The 19077-nt window shown below is 48.5% G+C and carries 24 protein-coding genes, 2 tRNA genes and 1 pseudogene; 18 read left to right on the top strand and 9 right to left on the bottom strand.

Translation table 11 applies throughout. From position 1 onward, the window contains the following. Positions 1–4: 4 nt before the first annotated feature. From ACZ5ZV_RS12700 to ACZ5ZV_RS12665, 8 genes are all read left to right on the top strand, one after another. A complete protein-coding gene (locus tag ACZ5ZV_RS12700) occupies positions 5–907 on the top strand; it encodes a hypothetical protein (RefSeq protein ID WP_464117418.1) in 903 nt (300 codons plus the stop codon). Between the two features lie 8 nt (positions 908–915). Further along, positions 916–2247: an RCC1 domain-containing protein gene (locus ACZ5ZV_RS12695; protein ID WP_464117416.1), complete on the top strand. Its 1332-nt coding sequence runs from the start codon at positions 916–918 to the stop codon at positions 2245–2247. Between the two features lie 9 nt (positions 2248–2256). Then, on the top strand, positions 2257–3264 hold the full coding sequence (locus ACZ5ZV_RS12690) for a glycosyltransferase family 9 protein (protein WP_464117414.1): 1008 nt from the start codon (positions 2257–2259) through the stop codon (positions 3262–3264). A gap of 76 nt (positions 3265–3340) precedes the next feature. Continuing rightward, the gene (locus ACZ5ZV_RS12685; RefSeq protein ID WP_464117412.1) at positions 3341–3667 is read left to right on the top strand and encodes a hypothetical protein; all 327 of its coding nucleotides are present in this window, start codon (positions 3341–3343) and stop codon (positions 3665–3667) included. A 22-nt stretch (positions 3668–3689) separates the two neighbouring features. Beyond that, a complete protein-coding gene (locus tag ACZ5ZV_RS12680) occupies positions 3690–4163 on the top strand; it encodes a hypothetical protein (RefSeq protein WP_464117410.1) in 474 nt (157 codons plus the stop codon). A gap of 68 nt (positions 4164–4231) precedes the next feature. Beyond that, positions 4232–4513 carry a hypothetical protein gene (locus ACZ5ZV_RS12675; protein ID WP_464117408.1) on the top strand — a complete coding sequence of 94 codons (282 nt, stop codon included), beginning with the start codon at positions 4232–4234 and terminating at the stop codon, positions 4511–4513. Beyond that, positions 4467–4820: a hypothetical protein gene (locus ACZ5ZV_RS12670; protein ID WP_464117406.1), complete on the top strand. Its 354-nt coding sequence runs from the start codon at positions 4467–4469 to the stop codon at positions 4818–4820. The genes ACZ5ZV_RS12675 and ACZ5ZV_RS12670 overlap by 47 nt, the downstream gene beginning before the upstream one ends. A 28-nt stretch (positions 4821–4848) precedes the next feature. Then, the gene (locus tag ACZ5ZV_RS12665) at positions 4849–5541 is read left to right on the top strand and encodes a peptidoglycan-binding protein (RefSeq protein WP_464117404.1); all 693 of its coding nucleotides are present in this window, start codon (positions 4849–4851) and stop codon (positions 5539–5541) included. Between the two features lie 61 nt (positions 5542–5602). Here the strand turns inward: ACZ5ZV_RS12665 and ACZ5ZV_RS12660 are convergent, their stop codons facing one another. Both ACZ5ZV_RS12660 and ACZ5ZV_RS12655 read right to left on the bottom strand, forming a co-directional pair. Continuing rightward, complete coding sequence (locus tag ACZ5ZV_RS12660; protein WP_464117402.1) at positions 5603–5833, bottom strand: hypothetical protein; 231 nt, start codon at positions 5831–5833, stop codon at positions 5603–5605. A 125-nt stretch (positions 5834–5958) separates the two neighbouring features. Beyond that, positions 5959–6468: a hypothetical protein gene (locus ACZ5ZV_RS12655; RefSeq protein ID WP_464117400.1), complete on the bottom strand. Its 510-nt coding sequence runs from the start codon at positions 6466–6468 to the stop codon at positions 5959–5961. A gap of 425 nt (positions 6469–6893) precedes the next feature. Between ACZ5ZV_RS12655 and ACZ5ZV_RS12650 the strand changes: the two genes are divergently transcribed. Further along, positions 6894–7346: a hypothetical protein gene (locus ACZ5ZV_RS12650; RefSeq protein WP_464117398.1), complete on the top strand. Its 453-nt coding sequence runs from the start codon at positions 6894–6896 to the stop codon at positions 7344–7346. Then, complete coding sequence (locus ACZ5ZV_RS12645) at positions 7343–7786, top strand: hypothetical protein (RefSeq protein WP_464117396.1); 444 nt, start codon at positions 7343–7345, stop codon at positions 7784–7786. Before ACZ5ZV_RS12650 ends, ACZ5ZV_RS12645 begins: the two co-directional genes overlap by 4 nt. A 1-nt stretch (position 7787) precedes the next feature. On the opposite strand, the gene ACZ5ZV_RS12640 is transcribed toward ACZ5ZV_RS12645, so the two are convergent. Together ACZ5ZV_RS12640 and ACZ5ZV_RS12635 are read right to left on the bottom strand one after the other, a co-directional pair. Next, positions 7788–8444, bottom strand: a complete 657-nt coding sequence (locus ACZ5ZV_RS12640; protein ID WP_464117394.1) for a hypothetical protein — start codon at positions 8442–8444, stop codon at positions 7788–7790. After that, positions 8437–9105 carry a helix-turn-helix domain-containing protein gene (locus tag ACZ5ZV_RS12635; RefSeq protein WP_464117392.1) on the bottom strand — a complete coding sequence of 223 codons (669 nt, stop codon included), beginning with the start codon at positions 9103–9105 and terminating at the stop codon, positions 8437–8439. Before ACZ5ZV_RS12635 ends, ACZ5ZV_RS12640 begins: the two co-directional genes overlap by 8 nt. 381 nt (positions 9106–9486) lie before the next feature. Between ACZ5ZV_RS12635 and ACZ5ZV_RS12630 the strand changes: the two genes are divergently transcribed. The 7 genes and pseudogenes from ACZ5ZV_RS12630 to ACZ5ZV_RS12600 form a co-directional block, all read left to right on the top strand. Next, on the top strand, positions 9487–9771 hold the full coding sequence (locus tag ACZ5ZV_RS12630; RefSeq protein ID WP_464117390.1) for a hypothetical protein: 285 nt from the start codon (positions 9487–9489) through the stop codon (positions 9769–9771). Beyond that, positions 9768–11069, top strand: coding sequence for a lambda-exonuclease family protein (locus ACZ5ZV_RS12625; protein WP_464117388.1), 1302 nt, complete (start codon positions 9768–9770; stop codon positions 11067–11069). Before ACZ5ZV_RS12630 ends, ACZ5ZV_RS12625 begins: the two co-directional genes overlap by 4 nt. Positions 11070–11197: 128 nt before the next feature. Next, the gene (locus ACZ5ZV_RS12620; protein WP_464117386.1) at positions 11198–11917 is read left to right on the top strand and encodes a hypothetical protein; all 720 of its coding nucleotides are present in this window, start codon (positions 11198–11200) and stop codon (positions 11915–11917) included. Beyond that, complete coding sequence (locus ACZ5ZV_RS12615) at positions 11914–12357, top strand: hypothetical protein (protein WP_464117384.1); 444 nt, start codon at positions 11914–11916, stop codon at positions 12355–12357. The genes ACZ5ZV_RS12620 and ACZ5ZV_RS12615 overlap by 4 nt, the downstream gene beginning before the upstream one ends. After that, positions 12354–12647, top strand: a complete 294-nt coding sequence (locus ACZ5ZV_RS12610) for a DUF3768 domain-containing protein (RefSeq protein WP_464117382.1) — start codon at positions 12354–12356, stop codon at positions 12645–12647. The genes ACZ5ZV_RS12615 and ACZ5ZV_RS12610 overlap by 4 nt, the downstream gene beginning before the upstream one ends. A gap of 163 nt (positions 12648–12810) precedes the next feature. After that, positions 12811–12975: a hypothetical protein gene (locus ACZ5ZV_RS12605; RefSeq protein WP_464117380.1), complete on the top strand. Its 165-nt coding sequence runs from the start codon at positions 12811–12813 to the stop codon at positions 12973–12975. Further along, positions 12972–13877: pseudogene (locus ACZ5ZV_RS12600) on the top strand (recombinase family protein); the annotation flags it as partial. The gene ACZ5ZV_RS12605 and the pseudogene ACZ5ZV_RS12600, both read left to right, overlap by 4 nt. 720 nt (positions 13878–14597) lie before the next feature. Here the strand turns inward: ACZ5ZV_RS12600 and ACZ5ZV_RS12595 are convergent. From ACZ5ZV_RS12595 to ACZ5ZV_RS12575, 5 genes are all read right to left on the bottom strand, one after another. Next, positions 14598–14673: transfer RNA gene (locus ACZ5ZV_RS12595), tRNA-Glu, on the bottom strand. A gap of 27 nt (positions 14674–14700) precedes the next feature. Then, positions 14701–14776 (bottom strand) — tRNA-Lys (locus tag ACZ5ZV_RS12590). Between the two features lie 153 nt (positions 14777–14929). Then, a complete protein-coding gene (locus ACZ5ZV_RS12585; protein WP_464117379.1) occupies positions 14930–16228 on the bottom strand; it encodes an adenylosuccinate synthase in 1299 nt (432 codons plus the stop codon). Between the two features lie 60 nt (positions 16229–16288). Then, entirely contained in the window at positions 16289–17275 is a 987-nt protein-coding gene (locus ACZ5ZV_RS12580) for a D-2-hydroxyacid dehydrogenase (RefSeq protein WP_464117377.1), read from the bottom strand. Further along, the gene (locus ACZ5ZV_RS12575) at positions 17272–18438 is read right to left on the bottom strand and encodes a pyridoxal-phosphate-dependent aminotransferase family protein (RefSeq protein ID WP_464117376.1); all 1167 of its coding nucleotides are present in this window, start codon (positions 18436–18438) and stop codon (positions 17272–17274) included. Before ACZ5ZV_RS12575 ends, ACZ5ZV_RS12580 begins: the two co-directional genes overlap by 4 nt. A gap of 44 nt (positions 18439–18482) precedes the next feature. Here ACZ5ZV_RS12575 and ACZ5ZV_RS12570 point away from each other — a divergent pair, with 44 nt between their 5' ends. Then, positions 18483–19064, top strand: coding sequence for an LptE family protein (locus tag ACZ5ZV_RS12570; protein ID WP_464117374.1), 582 nt, complete (start codon positions 18483–18485; stop codon positions 19062–19064). The last annotated feature ends 13 nt before the right edge of the window (positions 19065–19077 follow it).

Genomic DNA, 19077 nt, shown 5'->3' with positions numbered 1-19077 from the left:
AGTTATGGCACGACCGACAGTCCCATTTTTAAATTGGACACCAGACAACGACCCTCAAAAGGTTGTCGAACCTTCAGGCTCTAAGAAAAACCAAGGGTGGAGTCCTAACGAGCCTCTACCAGCACAGAACATGAACTGGCTTTTATATTCAATCGACCAGTGGCTTCGGTATGCCGTTGAAAGCGCGGATCGTGTTGGTGGACAGATCAGATCGGTTCTTGGAACGACCGCGCAAAAGAATGCAGGAGCCGCCACTCACGACGACCCTCAAGAAGCCTATGACGAAGCAGTCGCCCAGGGCGGCGGCGTGATGCTCGTTCTTGAAGGCTCGATGACCGGAAATTTGAATCTCAATGACTCGACCGGAGTCGTGGTGAAAGGTTTGGGTTATCAGTCTGAAATCAACGGCAATGTGACCATGAGTGCGCCAAGAAACGTATTCGTCGGCTGCCGTGTTGCCGGAAATTTTACGATCTCTTCTTCGGATTGTTTCGCGGATCAAGTTTGGCTCGCGTTCACGAGCACCTTCGTCAACTCGTCAACCAATCAGCGAAACTTCTATCGCATCACAGGTGGAACGAACGGTCTTTACATGAGTCACCCAGGTAAGGGAGGCGCTGGCGTCGGGATGATCCTTGGAGGGCCGTTTCAGCTCAATGAATCTCATAACGGCAAAACGATGCTCGTCGATCTGTCTTCAGGGCCGATGGAAGTTCTGCTGCCGAGTCCGCGGCTGAATTACATCGTGACGCTGAAAGATTATCAGGGCTTCGCGGCGATCAACAACTTAACGATCACACCGCCAGGCCTCTCAAAGATCGAAGGGCTTAACGTGCCATTTCTAATGCAAATCAATCATCAGTCCAAAACGCTCATTTCAGATGGAGCGGACTGGTTTTCAATCTAGGAGGATTTATGAACGGATATTTAGCTTTCCGATACAAAGGAACATGGAAAGTTCCAGCCGGCGTCACAAAAGCAGTCGTCACTTTTAGAAGTGCTTTGTTCAGAGTTTCAATGAACAAGGCATCCCACTTCGTTGATGAGAACGGACTTCTCTGGGGCACGGGAGACGCTTTCAGCGGCAACTTAGGCGACGGAACAAACGTTTCAAAATCATTTCCGATCAATCTCGCTTCCGCGAAACGCTGGATTGCTTGCGGCACCGGAGAAGATCACGGCATCGCCATCGAGCAAGTCACAGGGATTGCGTATTGCTGGGGATCTGCCAGCGGCTTTGGATTCAACATTGGTGATGGAACGATCATTCCGAAATCAACTCCAACGGCTGTTGCCGGAGGCCGCCGATACATTGCTTGCGATGTTGGTTCAAATAACGGCGCGGCCTTAGAAAAAGACACTCTCAATCTTTTTATGTGGGGAGGAAATTTCTATGGCGGCGTTGGAGATGGAACAACGACAGGACGCTCCTCTCCGGTCGCCGTGGCTGGCATGAGACGAGTGATCGGTTTTGACGTAGGTGTTTCGCACACGGGAATGATCGACGTGAACCAGGATCTTTATACCTGGGGGGATGGTCTTTCCGGCAAGCTCGGTCATGGAACCGGCAATGAGGTTTCGTCTCCGACTCTTGTTGTGGGTGGAAAAAAATGGCTGAAGGTCGCCGTTGGAAACAATCACACAATGGGTCTGACGACAGATTTTGACGTTTACGTTTGGGGCTCACACTCCTTCGGACAGATTGGAAACGGAGTTCCTGGCAGTTACTCGGTTGAGTATTCATCTCCGGTGCTCGTTGCTGGTGGCCGCAAGTATATCGACATCGCAGCTTCAAATGATTCCTGCTACGCGATCGAGAAAGACACTTATAAAGCGTTCTCTTGGGGCTACAACATTGGGGGGAGCCTTGGCGTTGGTGATACCACGGCAAGATCCACTCCGACGGAAGTTGTCGGCGGCCGCAAATATCTTGCGATCAAAGCCGGAGGCACTGGCGGCTGCTTTGGAATGATGAAAGACACGAATCTTCCCGAAGTTGGCATTCTTGGATGGGGTTCAAATTTCGGGGGTGAGCTTGGCAACGGCACCACTTCCCAATTTAACAGCCCCGTTGCGGTTCTTGGTTTCAGAGATTTCAGATCTGGAAATGCACCGAATACTTTCACGATTGATGTCACACCTGGCGCGACAATCACAGTCAGTCCGACGGAGCGAATCTTTGGCGGGTTCTTAGCGCCTCACGCCGAATCCGTTTATGACCTCATCGAAGTCAGATGGTCGGAGTAAGGGGGCATTATGAATTTACAATTGAAAACTCCGCAAGTGTTGATTCCGGGTCCGATGATTCCGTCTTGGAATCTTGAAATGGCAAAATTGAAAGGTGTCACGGGCAAAGTTCTGCTCGTGACCTGGGGAGGTCTTGGCGATCAGGTTTGTGCCGAGCCAGCAATCAGATGGGCACTCAAGAACTTCCCGAATAAAAAAATCTATCTTGCATCTGAGTGCCCAGAGCTCTTTTCCCATTTGAAATTCGAGGGAGTTTTTGACCTGAGAAAAGAAAGAATTGATCCATCAGATTTCATGGCGTTCTATTCGATAGTTCCAACGGAACATCTAGCCTGGGATTTCTACAGTCATTGTCTGACCCAAGCCGTGGACTACTGCTCAATCTGTATGTTCAAAAAGCAGCTTCCAATTCGGGACCGCGAGATCATTCTCACCGCTGAAAAACCGCATACGGACTGGGCTGATTCTCTTGAGAAGGACCCCAAGAAATATGTCGCAATTCACGCCGGAAAGCACTGGCCCTCAAAAACATTTCCGAAAGTATGGTGGGATTCTGTTCTTAAAACGATCAGCGAAAAAGGTTTGATCCCGATCTTGGTCGGCAAAGACGGAAAAATGCTTTCGACCGATGGAACTGGAACCGTCGATGTGAACCCCGAAGGCTGCATTGATCTTCGCAATCAGACCAACTTGAAAGAGCTGGTTTGGCTTCTTCAGAATTGCAAGGTGCTGATCTCGAACGACTCATCACCCATTCATATTGCCGCTTCAGGAAGCGCGCACATTGGCTTCATCGCTTCTTGTAAGCACCCAGATTACATCACTCATTGGAGAAATGGATCTTGGGGGTGGAGAACGAAAAACCTTGGGCATGATGGCATCTGGAATTACACCGACCATTTTCCGGCGCAGGATGAAGAGGTCAAAGTTGATGTTCTGCCGGATGGGTTGATGGAAAAAATTCTGCCGACTCCTTCTGAGGTTTTATCTTTCATCGAAACCTCTCTTGCAGACTAAAGAACTGACGAGAGTTCAACACGTCTAAAACGAAACATTATGCGCTCTATTTGACATCGTTAGCATGAAGCTACAGATGTCAAATAGAGAACGTGCCGACTCCAACACAATAAAACTTAAGCCGCTTCACTTCGCGGCCATTCAAACATTCATCGCAATTGTCGTCGGCGTTTCATCTTTCTTTTTCTCCGGCGCAAGCAAAATCACTTCCTTTGTCGTCGCAGTCGAAAATCGTTACGCCACAAAAGAACAACTCAATGCTGAATCCACTCAGCGCAAAACGGACAACGCTCGAATCGAGCAGATGATCCGCGATCAGAGCCAAAAAATTGATTCCATTTACAACATTTTACTGACGAACGGTGGATCAAAAGCTCCCGGCGTCAGCAAAGGCACTCGATAAAAAAACTTTCCAAGGAGGAAAAATGAAAAACGCCTTTAGAACTCTCACGCTCGCTTTTTCGATGATGATCTTTACGATCATTGTCTTTGCCCAGGAAACGGTTCCGTTGCCTGTGGAGACCGTCGATGGATTCTTTACGCAGGTTCTGACTTTCGTGAAACAGTTCGGGGGGCTTCCCTGGGTTTTAAAAATCGCAGGGATTGCAGCGATCTTGATTTCGACATTGAAGGTCAGCGTCCTTCGAGAATTGATCTGGGACAAACTGGGAAACGCGAAAGCCTGGGCCGCACCTTTGCTCGGGCTGATATTCGGTATCGCCTCGCTCGGCTCTGATCTGAATTGGGCAAGCGCACTTGCGTTTATCTCCGCCGGTGCGGGGGCCATCATTCTTCATGAACTTCTCAATACCATTAAAGCCATTCCCGGAGTTGGCAGCGTTTGGCTTTCCATCATCGAAGTCATTCAGAAAATTCTCGGCGGCAAAAAATCAACCTGACCATGAACCGCGATGATTATGTCAATTCGATCCGGTCGGCTTTCGTTCTGCTTGGGACGAAAGCTGTCATGGCTGAACTCATAGCCCTTGGCGGTTTCTTTTCTCTTCCGCTCATCAACCCATTGGTCGAATGGGGAATTTCCAAAGTCTTAACACTCGCAGCGACGAAAGCTGAAACCCAAGTGTTTTTTCTCTTCATAGATATGCGAGTTGCAGCACAAGGGCGCGACTTCGAGTCTGCGGCTTTGAACTACTGGAAATTGCAACGTGAGGGAAAAACAGACGCTCTGAAGGAGGCTGAGAATGAACTCATTCAGAAGTTTGTTCCTCTTGTTAAGTTTGCTTCTTGAAGTCGGATGCGCAACCAAACCGCCGGACGTTCCCATCTGCACAGAACTCTCGATGACGAGAGGATTTTGCACCAACACAATTTCTGACAAGTCTTTCTTCGTCGATGAAGAAAATAAACTCAATGGTCTTTCCTGGTGGGAGCTCAGGCCCACGATGATTCAAGTTCCCATCACATCCTGGGTCGAAATCAAAACGTTCATCATCAAGGTCTGCAAAGAAAAAAACAATTGCGGCGATCAAATCTCCAACTGGGAGAGGCGCGTTTTCGACCTTGACGAACAAATTCAACAAAAACGGCTGCCGTAAAGACGAAGCCTAAAAACAAGGAGGACCCATGGAAAAAATCAAACTAAACGCTTCAGGTGCAAGTGTTGAGCTGCTTCAGGAAAAACTGAAAGAGCTGGGCTATTACGGGGGTGCCATTGACGGAAAGTTCGGCCCAATCACTGAAAGAGGCGTCCAACTTTTTCAGAAGTCGCGTGGACTGAAAGTTGATGGAATTGTCGGCCCCAAGACTTGGAGTGCGCTTGATATTCAAAAAGCGCCGCCAGAAAACGCTCGCGCTCCAAAGCGTCCGAGAAACTACACCGAGGTCAAAGAAACTTTCGGCGATCCGCTGTCTTCGGGATGGTCCTCGGCAAACCTGGCCTTCTGCGAACTCGCACCCACGCTGAAGGCTTTCCCAATCAAGAAGGGTTCAACCGCACGAGGGTTCTACTGTCACAAGCTTCTGGTCGCGGTCTTTCAAAAGGTGTTTGAGGAAATCGTTTTGGCGGGTCTTACCGATGAAATTAAAACCTTCGACGGCTGCTTCAACATCCGAAAGATTCGCGGCTCTAGCACGACCATGAGCCTTCATTCGTGGGCAATTGCCATTGACCTGAACTATAAGGGCAACGAGCTTGGAAATAACAATCCCGAAATGAATCCAGAGGTCGTCAAGATTTTTGAAAAGAATGGCTTCTACTGGGGAGGAAGATTCAAGCGCAAAGACGGAATGCACTTTGAGTATTTCAATCGAGGCTAGATTTTTAGATTCAAAGCAGTTCACGAGAAAGAGGCCCGCAAGGGCCTCTTTCTAATTGCGGCTAACGTTTTGATTTCTTCGTTGCTCGATCGCGCTCTTTTTCATCTGCTTCTTTGAGTTTGTCGCGGACAAAGCGACCGACAACTTCCGCAAATTCACCCACGATTCGACGGGTTGATTTTCCCGTGTGATCTTGCCGATTAAATTCCTTTAGCGCCGCTTTGAGTTCTTTATTTGCTTTAGAATTGCGATCCTTTTTTCTAACGCCTTTTTTCTTTTTACTTTTCTCCACTTTAACCCGTACCTGTTTACTTGGAGCCAGCTCCGTTGCAGGTTTAAGGTCATTGCGAAGGCAAGTTCTGGCAAGTCTTTCACAGACAGTCTGCTCATTGAGCTTCGGCGTTAATTAGGGCGAACTCATTTCTTAGGGCGTTTAGTTTTTGCGTTCTTTTTGCTGCCCTGGGGTGTCTGCGCCATCTCTTCCATTTTGATGGGTTGTTTTGAGGCGAGGTCCAAGTCCTCTTTGAGCCCAAGGGTTGTTCCCATATAGCTATTCATCAAGCTTTCGGTGACGGATTTCACCAGGCAGTTGATGGTCGATCCGGCATCTTCAGAATTGAGTTTGTCGTCGATGTCGATCTGAACTTCGTCTTTATCGGTCAGGTAGGCTTTCACAAGATTGTTCGCGCTGGATTTAGCATCAACGGCTTGAACAAATCGCGCTCCAAAACCGTTCGTGTAGGGAGCAACGATTTCGCGGAACTGTTCTTTTTTGAAGAGAAGACGCCGGCGACGTGCGCGCTCAAGGATCTCCCATTCCTCCCGCATGATGCGGTTTTCTTCTGCGTTCATTTCCGCAGCCGTTTTAAATGGGGTCTCTCTCAGACGGATAATAGTCGAATTTTCGGACGATTTTTTGCCTCTCACATCATTCTCCTGCTTGCCCAGGTTAGGCTTGTTTCGGGCAATTCGCAATAATTTACCTAAATCTGCCTAAATCCCCAGGAACAGCGAGACCCTCGGGAAACTAATTCGAGGGCTTAAAATACCTAAATAAACCTAAAAACACTTAAATATACCTAAAGGAGCCTAAATTTGCTTGAATATATCACCTGAGATGCAATAACATGGCGAATCAAGGAAGACCCCTCGAAGGCTTGAGGGTTGTTAGCCTTGCGAAAGAAGATGGTTTGCCCGATTTCGATATTTTTATACCTAAAGAGCGGTATCCAAAAATTGACAGTTCGATAGCATGGTCATCTTGTGCGAAGTTTATAAACAAAAACAAATGAGCAAGATGAGCCGCGCTGATTTCTAAGCTTGTGGCCTCTGCAAAGAAAAGGAGCCATAAGATGCTTGAAGCATTCACCGAGTTAAGAGAAGAAATGGATCGTGAAACAACGGTCGAAAGTCCTACTCCATTTTCCCGCAGCGTTCGACCGTTTCGGCAAAAGTTTTGCCAACTAGCTAGAGCACAAAGCGGCTTGAGCTATGAGGATCTTGCGGCCGCTTTAAATCAGCACCCTGATATTTTGAAACTCGATAAGCTTCCGGCTTACAAAAATTTTTATCCCATCACGCCGGATTTTCTTAAAACCCTTGAAACAGAAATCACCAAGATCTGGGAGTACAATCCCTATAATCAAGGTCTCTTGGGAATCGGCGCTTTCGGTACTCCGACAAAAGACATTGCGGCTGCCATTGCGAAAATCTGCGGTGTTCATGATGTCTATAAGAGATTTGAGAATTGGAGTTTGGCATATGAATTTGGCACTGCGACCGTAGCGAAGTGGAATCTTCATTGACGCCCTTAGAACCGAACTTTGATCCCAAGGAAAGCCTGGATTGGAGCTCTCAAGTTTCCATGTCTGCGCGCTTTTTCAAAGTTTCGTTTCGGAAAATGTTAGACATGCTGAAATTGGTGAACGACTTGGATCACTCTCTTATCGCAATGAAAGAGAATGAAAAATCCGGGGATAGTTTTTTGAGTATTGTGGACGCTCATGAGCGAATCGCGTCACGCATGAGATTCATCGAGTTCCGTATTTCGTTTGAGCTTGGGCATAGTCTTCCGATGTTAAACGGCGAAGAAATTTCCCATCACCAGCTCGCTCGTGACCTTTACGAAAAAGGGGCCATCACGGAGCAACGCCTGGAAAGGGCTTTGCGCGGAGAACCGAGCGAGGATCTTCCGGCTGTTTTCATTGCAATTGAGAAAATGCGGATGGGCCAAGAGCCCTTTTGATCTACTTCCAAAACCTTTTAAAAAGTTCCCAGAGCGGCACTTCCAAGAGATTTTCTTTTTCGGGGGCTTCGTCTTTGTAGCCGACTGATTTTTTATAATCTTCGGGTTTGAAATGTGGGCACCAATAAACGTTCTTCCTAATGGCAAGCTGAGTGATCGCATCGCCAGGGGTTGAAACGTTGTCCTCCACGATATGCTGAGCGAAGCCTTGAAGCTTTCGGCAAGGAACAAGATGGCGGTGCCGTCCTTCAAGTCGTCGTCCAAACTTAAAACCAGAAAGATCGCTGTGAATATAATGGCAGTGCGCGCGGTGATCCTTTGGAACAAAGCTGTCCAGGTAACACGCGACAACTTCTTCAACCTGATAGTTGCTGGTGAGAATCCTGCCGTGGGTGAAGAACTTTGTGCCTTTCCAGTCACGAGCGGCTTTCACGACCATGTAAGCATAGGAAGCTTGTGTTTGATCGAGGCCGAACACGGCTGAGTGATAGAGTTTTGTTCCAAGATGAAATTCGCCGTAAAACTTCGCTCTTTGAGCAAGGGCCACGGTTTCGCTGTAAGCTCTGGATGGTGATTTTGGAAATGCAATTGCGATCAGGTTGCCAGCAGAGGTTTCTTCCGCCGCGACCATCGAATTGATGACTTTCGGACTATTCACGATTCATCTCCGATTCCTTATCTAAAAGTTCGGTGATGACTGCGCGAAACTCTTTTGCGGTCTCGCCACCTTCGGCGAGCAAATTCACTGCGAGCTCTCGAACAAATTCAATGCGAATTTTTTCTAGCGGCTCTTTATTGCCCATCATTTCGTAGATGTATCCGGTCATAGAGTCGTCCGTGAACTGATCTGTAAAGTCTCGAAGTCGGCCACGGGAGACCTTCTGCACGTTGACCGGAAGTGATTCATCGCCTTGCTGAAGCGCCTTAATTGCTGGCTCTAAATTAGTAGCAATAGTTTTAAGAAGGGCCAGGTTCTCGGCGTTGGCATTTTGAACGGCGACCTTCACTTCGTCACTTAGACTTGTCACCATCGGCGTCGGAACCGAGTTGTCATTTTCAAAAAATTTGTATGCGGGAACCTGTGTGGCTAGTTCAATTCGCGCAAGACTGTCGAACGTGGGATTGGCTTTGCCGTGCATGTATCGTCCGGCCATTGCTTGCGTGGTTCCCAGGCGTTTTCCGAACTCTTCCTGGCTCCATCCCTGGCTTTGAACAACCGCAGTTAGTTTCCGGGAAAAAATCTCTGCGTAGTCGTTTAAGCCCTGTTCTTTTGGAACCCGAACCTTTTTACCCTGGTATTTCATAGTCTTTTTAAGCACTTACCCTCCAATATCATTGATATTGACTTTATAATATCTGATGGTATATTTGCGTTTATGACACACACAAAAACTCATAAACACAATGGTTCTACTTTAAAGGATGGGGTGCTTGGTCTCGGCTACACAATTACGGACTTCTCAAAGGAGTCGAAGCTGAGCCTGACCTCATTGAGAAAGATTTTTGAAGATGCACACGTCCGTGAGTCCACGCGAAACAAAGCATGGGTCGCACTTCGGCGGTTACAACGCCGGAATGAGGCCACCACAATCTAAAGCTCACATCATCTTTTAATATCAATAGTATTAGCAGTCAATCTTTGAACACCTTGAACGCTCCGGGTGAAGGGATCACTGCGTTCAAAAACTGGAAGGAACGAAATGAAAAAGGCAAAGGCCAAAGCAAAACCGAAATCGAAGCCGAAACAAAAGCCGCTAGAGAAGCGGATCGTTCGCATTCAATACCGTCACGTCATCGTGCGCGCGTGCCTGAACCTTCCGCTGGGACTCAAGGCCAAAGAAATAAGAAACCTTAGTTCGGTTCGCCTGATCGCGGTTCTCTTCCAAGCAGACCAGGACAGGGTCGCAAAAGACATCGCTCGTTTGAACGCAACCGTCACCGCAATGTTTGAAAAAGAAGAATCTGAGCGCAAGGCCAAAAAATGAAAGTCCGTTGCGATTACTGCGGGAATCCCGCTCAGCTTGTAACTGGTTCAAAGATCTATCCGCACAGGACAGATCTTCGTCACCTCCGTTTTTGGAGCTGTGAACCGTGCTCCGCTTATGTGGGCTGTCACAAGAACAGTAATCGCAACGTTCCACTCGGTCGCCTTGCCAATGCCGAACTCCGCATCTGGAAACAACTCGCACACTCCAACTTTGATCCGATCTGGAAGTCAGGCCGCCTAAATCGCCGCGAAGCTTATAGCTGGCTCGCTGACGAACTCAATTTGGATTTAAAGAAATGCCATATCGGCATGTTTAACGTCGAGCAATGCAAGCGCGTTGTTCAAATCATCGCCGCAAGAGCGGCAAAAGGAGTGCGCATGAGTGCAGTTATAGTCTCCCTTATTCAAGGGACCTCCGAGTGGAACACTTGGAGGATGAACGGTATTGGCGGGTCTGATGCACCTGTCATCGAAGGAACAAGTCCGTACAAAACGGCCCGAGAGCTTTACTTCGAGAAAACAGGGCTCAAGACTTCAGAGGAAGACAAATCTAAAGAGTACATCTTCTCACTGGGTCACAAGGTCGAAGCCCTTATTAGAAAACAATTTCAGGAGCAAACCGGAGTCGAAATGAAGCCCGTTTGCATGGAGCATGGGGATTTCCCATATCTTCGTGTTTCTTTCGACGGGTTTGATTCAAGCCGTGGGGTTTTGGAAGGAAAACTCGTTTCCAAAGAAGTTCTTCTTGAGGCTTCAACGACAGGCCGGATTCCTGATTTCCATTACACACAAATGCAACACGGGTTCATGGTCAGCGGTGCTGATATTGGACACTGGTTTGGGCACGACGGAAAAAAGACTGGGATCGTGATTCCCATTCGCGCAAACCAAGAGTTCATCAAACGTCAGGAAGAACGCGAGCACCTTTTCTGGGACAACGTTCAAAACCGCATCGTCCCTCCGCTTTCAGATCGTGACTATCTTATTCCCGAGGATCAAAGCCTTCTGGCCGAACTTCGAGACGCCAAGGAACTTGCGGAAAACGCGCAAGCTCAATTCGAGACACTTCGTTCGCAAGTTGTTCATCTTTTCAACCATCCAAAAATTGCGGGTGGCGGTTTGAAGATTTTCAAAGTTACCAAGCAAGGATCTTTGGACCTTCTCTCGGTTCCTGAAATTGCAAAAACACGCGCCGAACTGAAAGACGACTATCTCGAAGCGTTCCGCAAAAAGGGGTCGGAGTCTTGGACTGTGCGCTTGGATGCCGTGAAAAAGTCTAAAGGGGCCCATGTATGAAAAACGCCGTAGCAGAACTTATTCCGCAACAGCCGTTTTCCTTGGCTCAGACGCCTTTGATTACGAAGCAAGATTTAACGGCCTTGAAAGCTCACAAAAAGTTGCTGAAAGAGTTCATTTCCTCGCAAATGCGGGAAGCTCAGTTCAGCAACCCGAATGCCGAGGACTACGGCGAAGGCGATTACGGCATCATCCCAGGTTCAAAAAAGAAAAGCTTGCTCAAGCCAGGGGCCGAAAAACTCCTGAAGCTTTTCAAGCTGGGGTGCCGTAACCGTCAAGTTGATAAACTGATCGACCGCCAAGGCAATTTTGCAATGTTCACTTATCGCTCGGAGGTTTACGACCTCCGGTCTGGTGTCGTCATCGCGGATTGCGAAGGCATCACCAATTCCCAAGAGAACAAATATCGTGAGCGCACCGTCTGGAAGAAAAAGCAAATTCCGGGGGGTGAGGAAATAACGGAATCGCTGAAAGAGGAAACTCCGGTCTGCGACATCTTAAACACGCTCATGAAAATGACTCAAAAAAGATCCATGATTGGGGCGACCATCATTGCAACTGGCGCGTCCGATTATTTCACCCAAGACATGGAACTTGACGAGACTCCGGCGCAAACCAAGAAGGCACTTGCTGAGGGGGCTCCCGCAAAAAAGCAAGAACGAAAAACCGTGGCGGCAGCGAAAGAAAAACTCGCTGTCGTTTCGCACCTAAAAATTCCCGTTTGCTGTGGAAAGGACATGATTGTTTCAAAGTACCCGGATCGTGATTCCGGCTTTCATCCTTACTACTGCATGACGTGCAGAAAAAAACAGCCAGGGCCTGACGAACTGGCGAAAGGATTAAAATGAAAAGTCAACTTTGGCGCGGTGGCAATAGTCACGCCATCGCTATATTAAGAGCAGCTTCCATCAATCAAGCCGATCCCGAGGCAAGTTTTCGGAATCAAGACATAGCCGTTCGGTCCTACGCACGAGCGAACGATCTACGTTTGCCGGACGAATCCATTGCCCGAGTGATTGAGCCAGGACTTCGCTTCAAAGGATCTCAGCGCGAATACTTCATCAAGTTGGCTGTGCGGAAAAAAATCCGTCATGTCATCTTTGAGCAAAGGTCGCGCTTTGAAAGGAACTTGGCATCTGATGAATGGTGTTCCGATCTCATTTTAGCAAACAAGATTGTTCTGCATTTTGTGAAGGAAAAATGCGTCGTCTATACCGATGGTGAATGCGTGGTGATGGAAGTCGCAGGCAGCTTCGAGCTCATAAAGAGCTTCAAGGGGGAAACATGAAAACCATCGCGCAAAAGAACGACTTGTATCGCCAAACGTTCATCGGCTGCCGAGTGAATATCACCCATGCCTTGAACGCATCACCGAAGAAAGAGGACGTTATCACTGCGGTTCGCAGCTTCAATGCTTTCACACCACAGAATGATCCTCATGGGGAGCATGACTGCGCCTTCTTTGATGTTGATGGCGAAACGTTTTTCTTCAAGTTCGACTACTACGACGACAACTATGAATTTCACCAAGAAGACGGAAACCGAGTTTTAACGATTGGGTTTGCGTCCGACTACTGATTTCTAAATTTAAGCGGAGGCCTCATGTGTGGGCCTCTTTCACGAGTACCTAGTTTTTCTGGGCTCACCCGCATGAGTGGGAAACGAGCGCGACGGTTCTGAAATCGTCGCTGAGATGTGAAGCGTTCAACGCGCTTCGGTCTCTGGGAAAACGAGGTCCCTAGTGGAAGAAAGCGTTCTGTCTCCTGAAGAACAGGAGAATTTAATTGATGTTTTTAGGATTTTAAAACTCTGGCGGGAAAAGCGCCACGAGCGTCTGCGCTTGGAGGAATGCGAAGCCGCCGATAACGGTGCGGAATTTTCCGCACAAGAAACGGAGGAACAATGAGTTCAAGCTACTCATCAAGAAATAACCAATATGAAAGAAAACGCCTTGAAATGGCGGAGCGTGATGGGGCTCCGGTATGGATGGGAGAAAATCGTCAGGGGTTCGCCTTTGTTCGGCGCAGTTGGTACGGACAAGAAGACAACTCTTCGGCGATGGTGCAGGAAAAAGAGATCCGCGCTTACTGTGAGCACAACGGCATCGAACTGGTGAAGTTGGAAAACATGATCGAGTCTGCAAAGGATTCCGATTTTCGTCGGAAGTTTCATGCGGCCGTCGAATGGGCCTTAAAGAATAAGATCCGTCACTTCTTGTATTACATGACTGATCGTGAAGTCAGAAATTTCACGGATTTAGAAAAAATGGAGAAGCTGATCCTGAGTGATCGCATCGTGGTTCACTACGTTCGAGACAACCGCCAGCTTCATCGCTTCAGCGCACCGTCGGATTTTAGTCACCGGGAAATTGATGCTTGGAGGGATAAACAGTTAAGCCGAACAATCAGCGTGAAAGTTATTGATGCCATGAGGGACAAGGCAGAGCGCGGCTGGTTCCCGAGCAATCACGTTCCTTTGGGATATGCTTTGAAGAAGAGTATGGACGATGACGGACGCGAAAGAAAACGCGGGGCTATTGTCGTGCCTGATCCAAACCCTAAAAAGGTTTTACAAGCGCAACTTGAGTTTAAGTATCGCGCATTAGGGCTTTCTTACGAAGAAATTAGACGCAAGATCATGGAGCACCCGGATCGTTTGTTGAACGATAAGGAAATGAAGACCTACTACGTCTCCGCAATTGAGAGAAGAATTAGGAATCCCTTCTATGCAGGAACCTTCATGTGGCAAGGGATCGAATACAAAGGCAAGCATGAGTTGATTATCCCACACAAAACCCACGCGGCGGCGGTTGCAACCCTTCGGGGCTTTAAGAACGTGAAGCGTATCTACGGCAAAGAGCACGGGCATTTCGGTGCGGGTGCCATGACGTGTTCGGAGTGCGGTTGTTACATCAGCTATGAGCCTAAAACCAAGACGACCAAGGCCGGAAAACAAACGACCTATCATTATTATCATTGTACGAACCGCAAACGGGTTCACTTAACGATGAAGGGTTTGGTGATTCGTGAGGAGCAACTGTGGGAGCAAATGAGCAAAGTTGTTGATGCAATTTCCATCACTCCGAAGCTTGCAAAAGAGATTGCGGTTGAATTGAACGCGACTCACAAAAAGTCGGTCGCGGACTGCAACAGAAAGATTTCTTCCCTGCGAGACAAAATCCGAACTCTGGAAACGAGCGAAGATCAGGCGTATGAAAACATGGTTTCGGGAACGATTGATGGCGAAGGTTTTAAGCGTATTGTGGCGCGCTTTCGCGCAGACAGAAAGAGCATGACGGAAGAAATTATGGCGCTCGAAGAACAAATGAAGGGTCATTTCCGCGAAACTGCTCAATCTACGTTAGAACTAGCTAAGGATGCGAAATCATTATACTTAGAGCAGAATGCTGAAGAACGGTGGAATTTTCTAAAAAAGATATGTCAGAACCTGCGGTTTGACGGATTAAGTGTGCAGTATGATTTAAGAAAACCCTACTGCACACTATCCCAAATAAGCCAAAAAGAAAGTTGGCGTTCCCAAGGGGATTTGAACCCCTGTATCCTCCGTGAAAGGGAGGTGTCCTAGGCCCCTAGACGATGGGAACGTTTAGAGATTTCAACGAACTAAAAAATGGTGGCTCGCGATGGATTCGAACCATCGACCCCTTCATTAAAAGTGAAGTGCTCTACCAGCTGAGCTAGCGAACCACTGTCCGTTGAGGAAGTGCTAATTTGTAGTAAGAGGGGTTTAAAGTCAATACACTTTCTTGCAGTTTTTTAAAAATTTTTGCGATTTTTTGATAAAAAAAAGGCCTTTGCTCAAGCTCTAAGCAAAGGCCCCGTAAAAACTGCTAAATATGCTTAATTGTTGAACAAAGGCTTGACCCACAGTGTCTGTTCTCGGCCCGGTCCGACAGAAATTACGTCAATTGGAGTGCCCAATTGAGAGCCCAAGTAGTCAATGTAGTTCGTTGTCGGGCGTGGAAGATCCGAGAGTGTTTTTACTTTCGACAAATCTTGTGTCCAACCTGGGATCCATTCGATCACGGGCTCCACTTTTTCCAGCTCGTAAGGGGAGGTTGGAAGATCTGTGATCACTTCGCCATTTAATTTGTACGCTGTGCAGACGCCAATACGATCATGGCCTGTCAGGACGTCCAACTTCATCATCGCAAGATTCGTAATACCATTCACGCGGATGGCGTATTTCAATGCCACTAGATCCAACCAGCCGCAACGACGCGCACGTCCTGTGGTGGAGCCGAACTCGTGCCCATCCATTTGCAGTTTCTTGCCAATGTCATCATTCAGCTCTGTCGGGAACGGACCGCTGCCCACGCGAGTGGTGTAGGCCTTAAAGACGCCAATGACTTTCTGTACGCTGGCGGGGCCAATACCTGCACTGGCGCACGCATTTGACGCCAGAGTGGAAGAGCTTGTCACAAACGGATAAGTTCCATGCAGAATATCCAGCATCGTGCCTTGTGCGCCTTCAAACAAAACGCGTTTGCCGGCCTTCAGGTTTTTGCTGATGAACAAAGAAGTGTCTTTCGTGCGGTACGGAGCCAGTTCTTCGGCCACCGCCAAAAGATCCTTCATCAGCTCTTCAGACTTGAAGGTGGAACTCTTATAGTAGTTCTCCAGCATGAAGTTCTTTTCCGTCAGGGCCAGTTCCAGTTTCTTTTTCAAAGTTTCTTTGTCGAAAAGATCGCCGAACAAAATCGCACGACGAGAAGCGCGGTCTTCGTAGGCAGGGCCGATGCCTTTGCCTGTGGTGCCGATCTTGCCATCGCTCAAGGCCGCTTCGCGAGCGGCATCCAGCGCTTTATGATATGGCAGAATCAGTGTCGCCGTGTCCGAGATCAAAAGTTGTTTTGGATTCTGCAAAAAGCCTGTGTCTTTCAGCTTTTTGATTTCATCGCGGATCGAGAAAACATCAATCACCACACCCGATGCGATCACGCAGGTCGTTTCCGGGCGCAGGATTCCGCTGGGAACCAAGTGCAGAACGGTTTTTTGACCGTTGACCACCAGTGTGTGACCTGCGTTGGCGCCACCTTGATAACGCACAACCATGTCCGCTTTTTCTGCGAACACATCGATCAGTTTACCTTTACCCTCATCGCCCCATTGAGCTCCGACAACTACCACGCCTGACATATAACGTACCCCTTAAACAGACCCTAAAAATGTCTCTCAAACAGGGGGATTCAGGCAAGTTTATTCGCCCTTAAATGGAGCCGCTCCATACCATGGTGCTCTTGGCGGGAGGGTGTCAGAGGTCGAACCGTCCACAAAAAACGCCATAAGCTTATTAGCTGCGATCTGGGACGCTTTAAAGAACGCGTCTTCAGTATTGGCTCCAATGTGCGGAGTCAAAACCACATTCGGGTATTTCAACAAATTTGAGTTTCTATGCAGGGGTTCTTTTTCAAACACATCCAGGCCCACAGAGCGCAGCCAGCCTTTTTCCAAGGCCTCGCACAGGTCGTTTTCATTGATGACAGAACCGCGCGAGGTGTTGATCAGAACAATACCGCGGTGGATGTATTCAAACTGCGAGCGGTTGAGCATATGCTCTGTTTCCAGAGTTTTTGGCACGTGGAAGCTCAGAACATCGGCAGTCTTTAGAACCTCTTCATAGCTTAAGCGAGGAATATGCAGGCGTTCAAAGACTTCGTCTTCTTGGTACGGATCGTAAGCCACCACATTCATGCCGAAGGCCTGTGCCAGCTCCGCCACGCGGGAACCAATGCGGCCCAATCCGACGATGCCATAAGTGCGTCCGGTCAGCTCCATACCTGTGATCAGATCGCGGTTCCAGTCGCCGGCTTTGACCATCTTGCTGGCCTGAGGAATGTTGTTCACACAACTGAGAACCAGCCCCCACGTCAATTGCGCCGCGGATTCAATATTTGCGGTTGGGGTGTGCATGACAGTGACGCCCCACTTTTGGGTCGCATCCAGATCAATGTGATCAAAGCCACTGGTGCAAGTGACGATCAATTGCAACTGCCGTGCTTTTTTCAACAGCTCTTCATTGATTTTCGTGCGACTGCGGATGATCAGGGCATGAGCGCTGACCAAATGCTCCAGTGGAAGATGTTGAGGGTTGTCGCTGCGGACCACTTCAAAGTGACTGTGCTGTTGCAAGTACAAGTAACTGTCATGTGCAAAACGGTCCGTAATCAGAATCTTTTTCTTCATGGATTTTGCTCCAGCCAGTTCTTAGCTTCTGTCGCGATGTTGGAGATATGCTCCAGCGACATAAAGTCGGGATCAAAGTGGCGCAACGTATGCCCCAGGCATTCAATCAGGCGCACCATCTCGAAGTCCTGGATATAACCCATGTGACCTACGCGGATGATCTTTCCTTTGGCCTGATCCTGGCCCCCCATGATGGTGATGTTGTGAATTTCTTCCAGGTGCAGGCGGATTTTCTGCCCGTCCATTTGCGGCGGCACGGTCAAAGCCGTAACAGAATCGCTCGGGGAATGAGCGTACAACGTGAAACCCAGCTTCTGCGCGAAGTGACGGGTGAATTCGGCTCTGCGATGAATGTCATGGAAAAGTTTTTCCAACCCTTGTTTGGTGATCAAGGACAGCACCACGTCCAGCGCCCGGATGATCGCCACGTTGGAGGAAAAGAAGGTTTCTCCATTTGAGTTGGCTTTTTTCTCTTTGCGGATATCGAGGTAGTATCTTGAACATTTGGCGTCGGGGATAAACTTCCAGGCTTTTTTCGAGAAGGAGACAAACGCCATTCCCGTGGGCAGCATAAACGCTTTTTGTGAGCCCGCCACAAGACCGTCGATACCCCAGGCATCCATCGGAAGAGGATACGCGCCCAAGGCTGTGATCGCATCGACCAAAAGCAATGTGTCGGGATAGTTTTTTGTCAGCGCCGCAAGGGCCTCAATCGGATGGGCGACGCCGGTGCTGGTTTCGCAGGCCTGGCAAAGAACGGCGCGGGTGTCGGGATTTTGTTTTAATAGATCGTCGATGTCCGAAACTTTGACGGCCTCGCCCCACGCGACGTTGTGAGTGATGACGTTGGCGCCGAAGTATTGAGCCATATCAGCCCAGCGCTCGCCGAATTTGCCTGAAACAACGGCGATGACTTTGTCGCCCGGCGAAAGTGTGTTTACCAATAAAGCCTCCATCCCGCCAGAGCCGGTGGAGGTCAGAAGAAAGACATCTTGTTCCGTCTGAAAAACAACCTTGATGTCCGCTAAAACTTTTTTCAGGATCTTATCAAATTCCGGCGTGCGGTGGTGGATCATGGGAAGTGCCAGAGCTTTGCGCACCTCAGGATGAATATTCACAGGCCCCGGAGCTAACAAACTGTAATCGTCTTGAAAAGTTGTCATTTTTCTTCCTTGATTCCTTGCTAATTTTATACTCAACTGGGCCCGTGGACGCAATATTTAAAGCTTTTCGCATCACTCTGATCTTGTCGCTGTTTCTCTCGGGATGTGCCTATCGTTTGGGCTCTGGCACACGCAGTATTCCGGGGGGTTATAAGCAGATTTCGGTGCCGATCTTTAAGAACAAAACACAAGAGACGGGGATCGAAGTGGCCTTCACCAACTCCCTGATTCAAGAGTTTCAACGTTCCCGCATTGCCCGAATTGTGGACAATTCTCTTTCCGAAGTGGCGGTGATTGGCCAAATCGACACTGTTCAGTATCTGCCGGGGGCAAAACGTGTGGCCGGGGACTCTTCGGCGCCTTATCTTCCTAATGGAACTGTTATTGCCTCAGAATACCGCATTTTGTTGACGGTGACTGTTAAAGTTGTGCGTCAGGCAGATGGCACAGAATTGTGGAGTGGGTCCTTTAGCGGAGAAAGAACATACGCAGCTCCGCAAGTAACGCTGGCCGGTGTTAACTCTGTGAATCCTCTTTACAATCTTTCTGCGCGGAGGCAAAACATTGACCTCATGGCATTCGACATCATGGCTGAAGCTCATGATCGTATCACCGAGAATTTTTAAATCGGTATAGCTT

This window comes from Bdellovibrio sp. HAGR004, from assembly GCF_055397015.1.
This window is presented reverse-complemented; position numbering and strand designations above follow the sequence as displayed.

Coding starts and splice junctions, on each gene's coding strand:
- ACZ5ZV_RS12685 (WP_464117412.1), top strand. CDS start 3,341: ATGTCAAATAGAGAACGTGCCGACTCCAACACAATAAAACTTAAGCCG.
- ACZ5ZV_RS12575 (WP_464117376.1), bottom strand. CDS start 18,438: ATGACAACTTTTCAAGACGATTACAGTTTGTTAGCTCCGGGGCCTGTG.
- ACZ5ZV_RS12680 (WP_464117410.1), top strand. CDS start 3,690: ATGAAAAACGCCTTTAGAACTCTCACGCTCGCTTTTTCGATGATGATC.
- ACZ5ZV_RS12700 (WP_464117418.1), top strand. CDS start 5: ATGGCACGACCGACAGTCCCATTTTTAAATTGGACACCAGACAACGAC.
- ACZ5ZV_RS12675 (WP_464117408.1), top strand. CDS start 4,232: ATGGCTGAACTCATAGCCCTTGGCGGTTTCTTTTCTCTTCCGCTCATC.
- ACZ5ZV_RS12620 (WP_464117386.1), top strand. CDS start 11,198: ATGCGGGAAGCTCAGTTCAGCAACCCGAATGCCGAGGACTACGGCGAA.
- ACZ5ZV_RS12650 (WP_464117398.1), top strand. CDS start 6,894: ATGCTTGAAGCATTCACCGAGTTAAGAGAAGAAATGGATCGTGAAACA.
- ACZ5ZV_RS12665 (WP_464117404.1), top strand. CDS start 4,849: ATGGAAAAAATCAAACTAAACGCTTCAGGTGCAAGTGTTGAGCTGCTT.
- ACZ5ZV_RS12580 (WP_464117377.1), bottom strand. CDS start 17,275: ATGAAGAAAAAGATTCTGATTACGGACCGTTTTGCACATGACAGTTAC.
- ACZ5ZV_RS12670 (WP_464117406.1), top strand. CDS start 4,467: ATGAACTCATTCAGAAGTTTGTTCCTCTTGTTAAGTTTGCTTCTTGAA.
- ACZ5ZV_RS12625 (WP_464117388.1), top strand. CDS start 9,768: ATGAAAGTCCGTTGCGATTACTGCGGGAATCCCGCTCAGCTTGTAACT.
- ACZ5ZV_RS12610 (WP_464117382.1), top strand. CDS start 12,354: ATGAAAACCATCGCGCAAAAGAACGACTTGTATCGCCAAACGTTCATC.
- ACZ5ZV_RS12630 (WP_464117390.1), top strand. CDS start 9,487: ATGAAAAAGGCAAAGGCCAAAGCAAAACCGAAATCGAAGCCGAAACAA.
- ACZ5ZV_RS12695 (WP_464117416.1), top strand. CDS start 916: ATGAACGGATATTTAGCTTTCCGATACAAAGGAACATGGAAAGTTCCA.
- ACZ5ZV_RS12585 (WP_464117379.1), bottom strand. CDS start 16,228: ATGTCAGGCGTGGTAGTTGTCGGAGCTCAATGGGGCGATGAGGGTAAA.
- ACZ5ZV_RS12690 (WP_464117414.1), top strand. CDS start 2,257: ATGAATTTACAATTGAAAACTCCGCAAGTGTTGATTCCGGGTCCGATG.
- ACZ5ZV_RS12615 (WP_464117384.1), top strand. CDS start 11,914: ATGAAAAGTCAACTTTGGCGCGGTGGCAATAGTCACGCCATCGCTATA.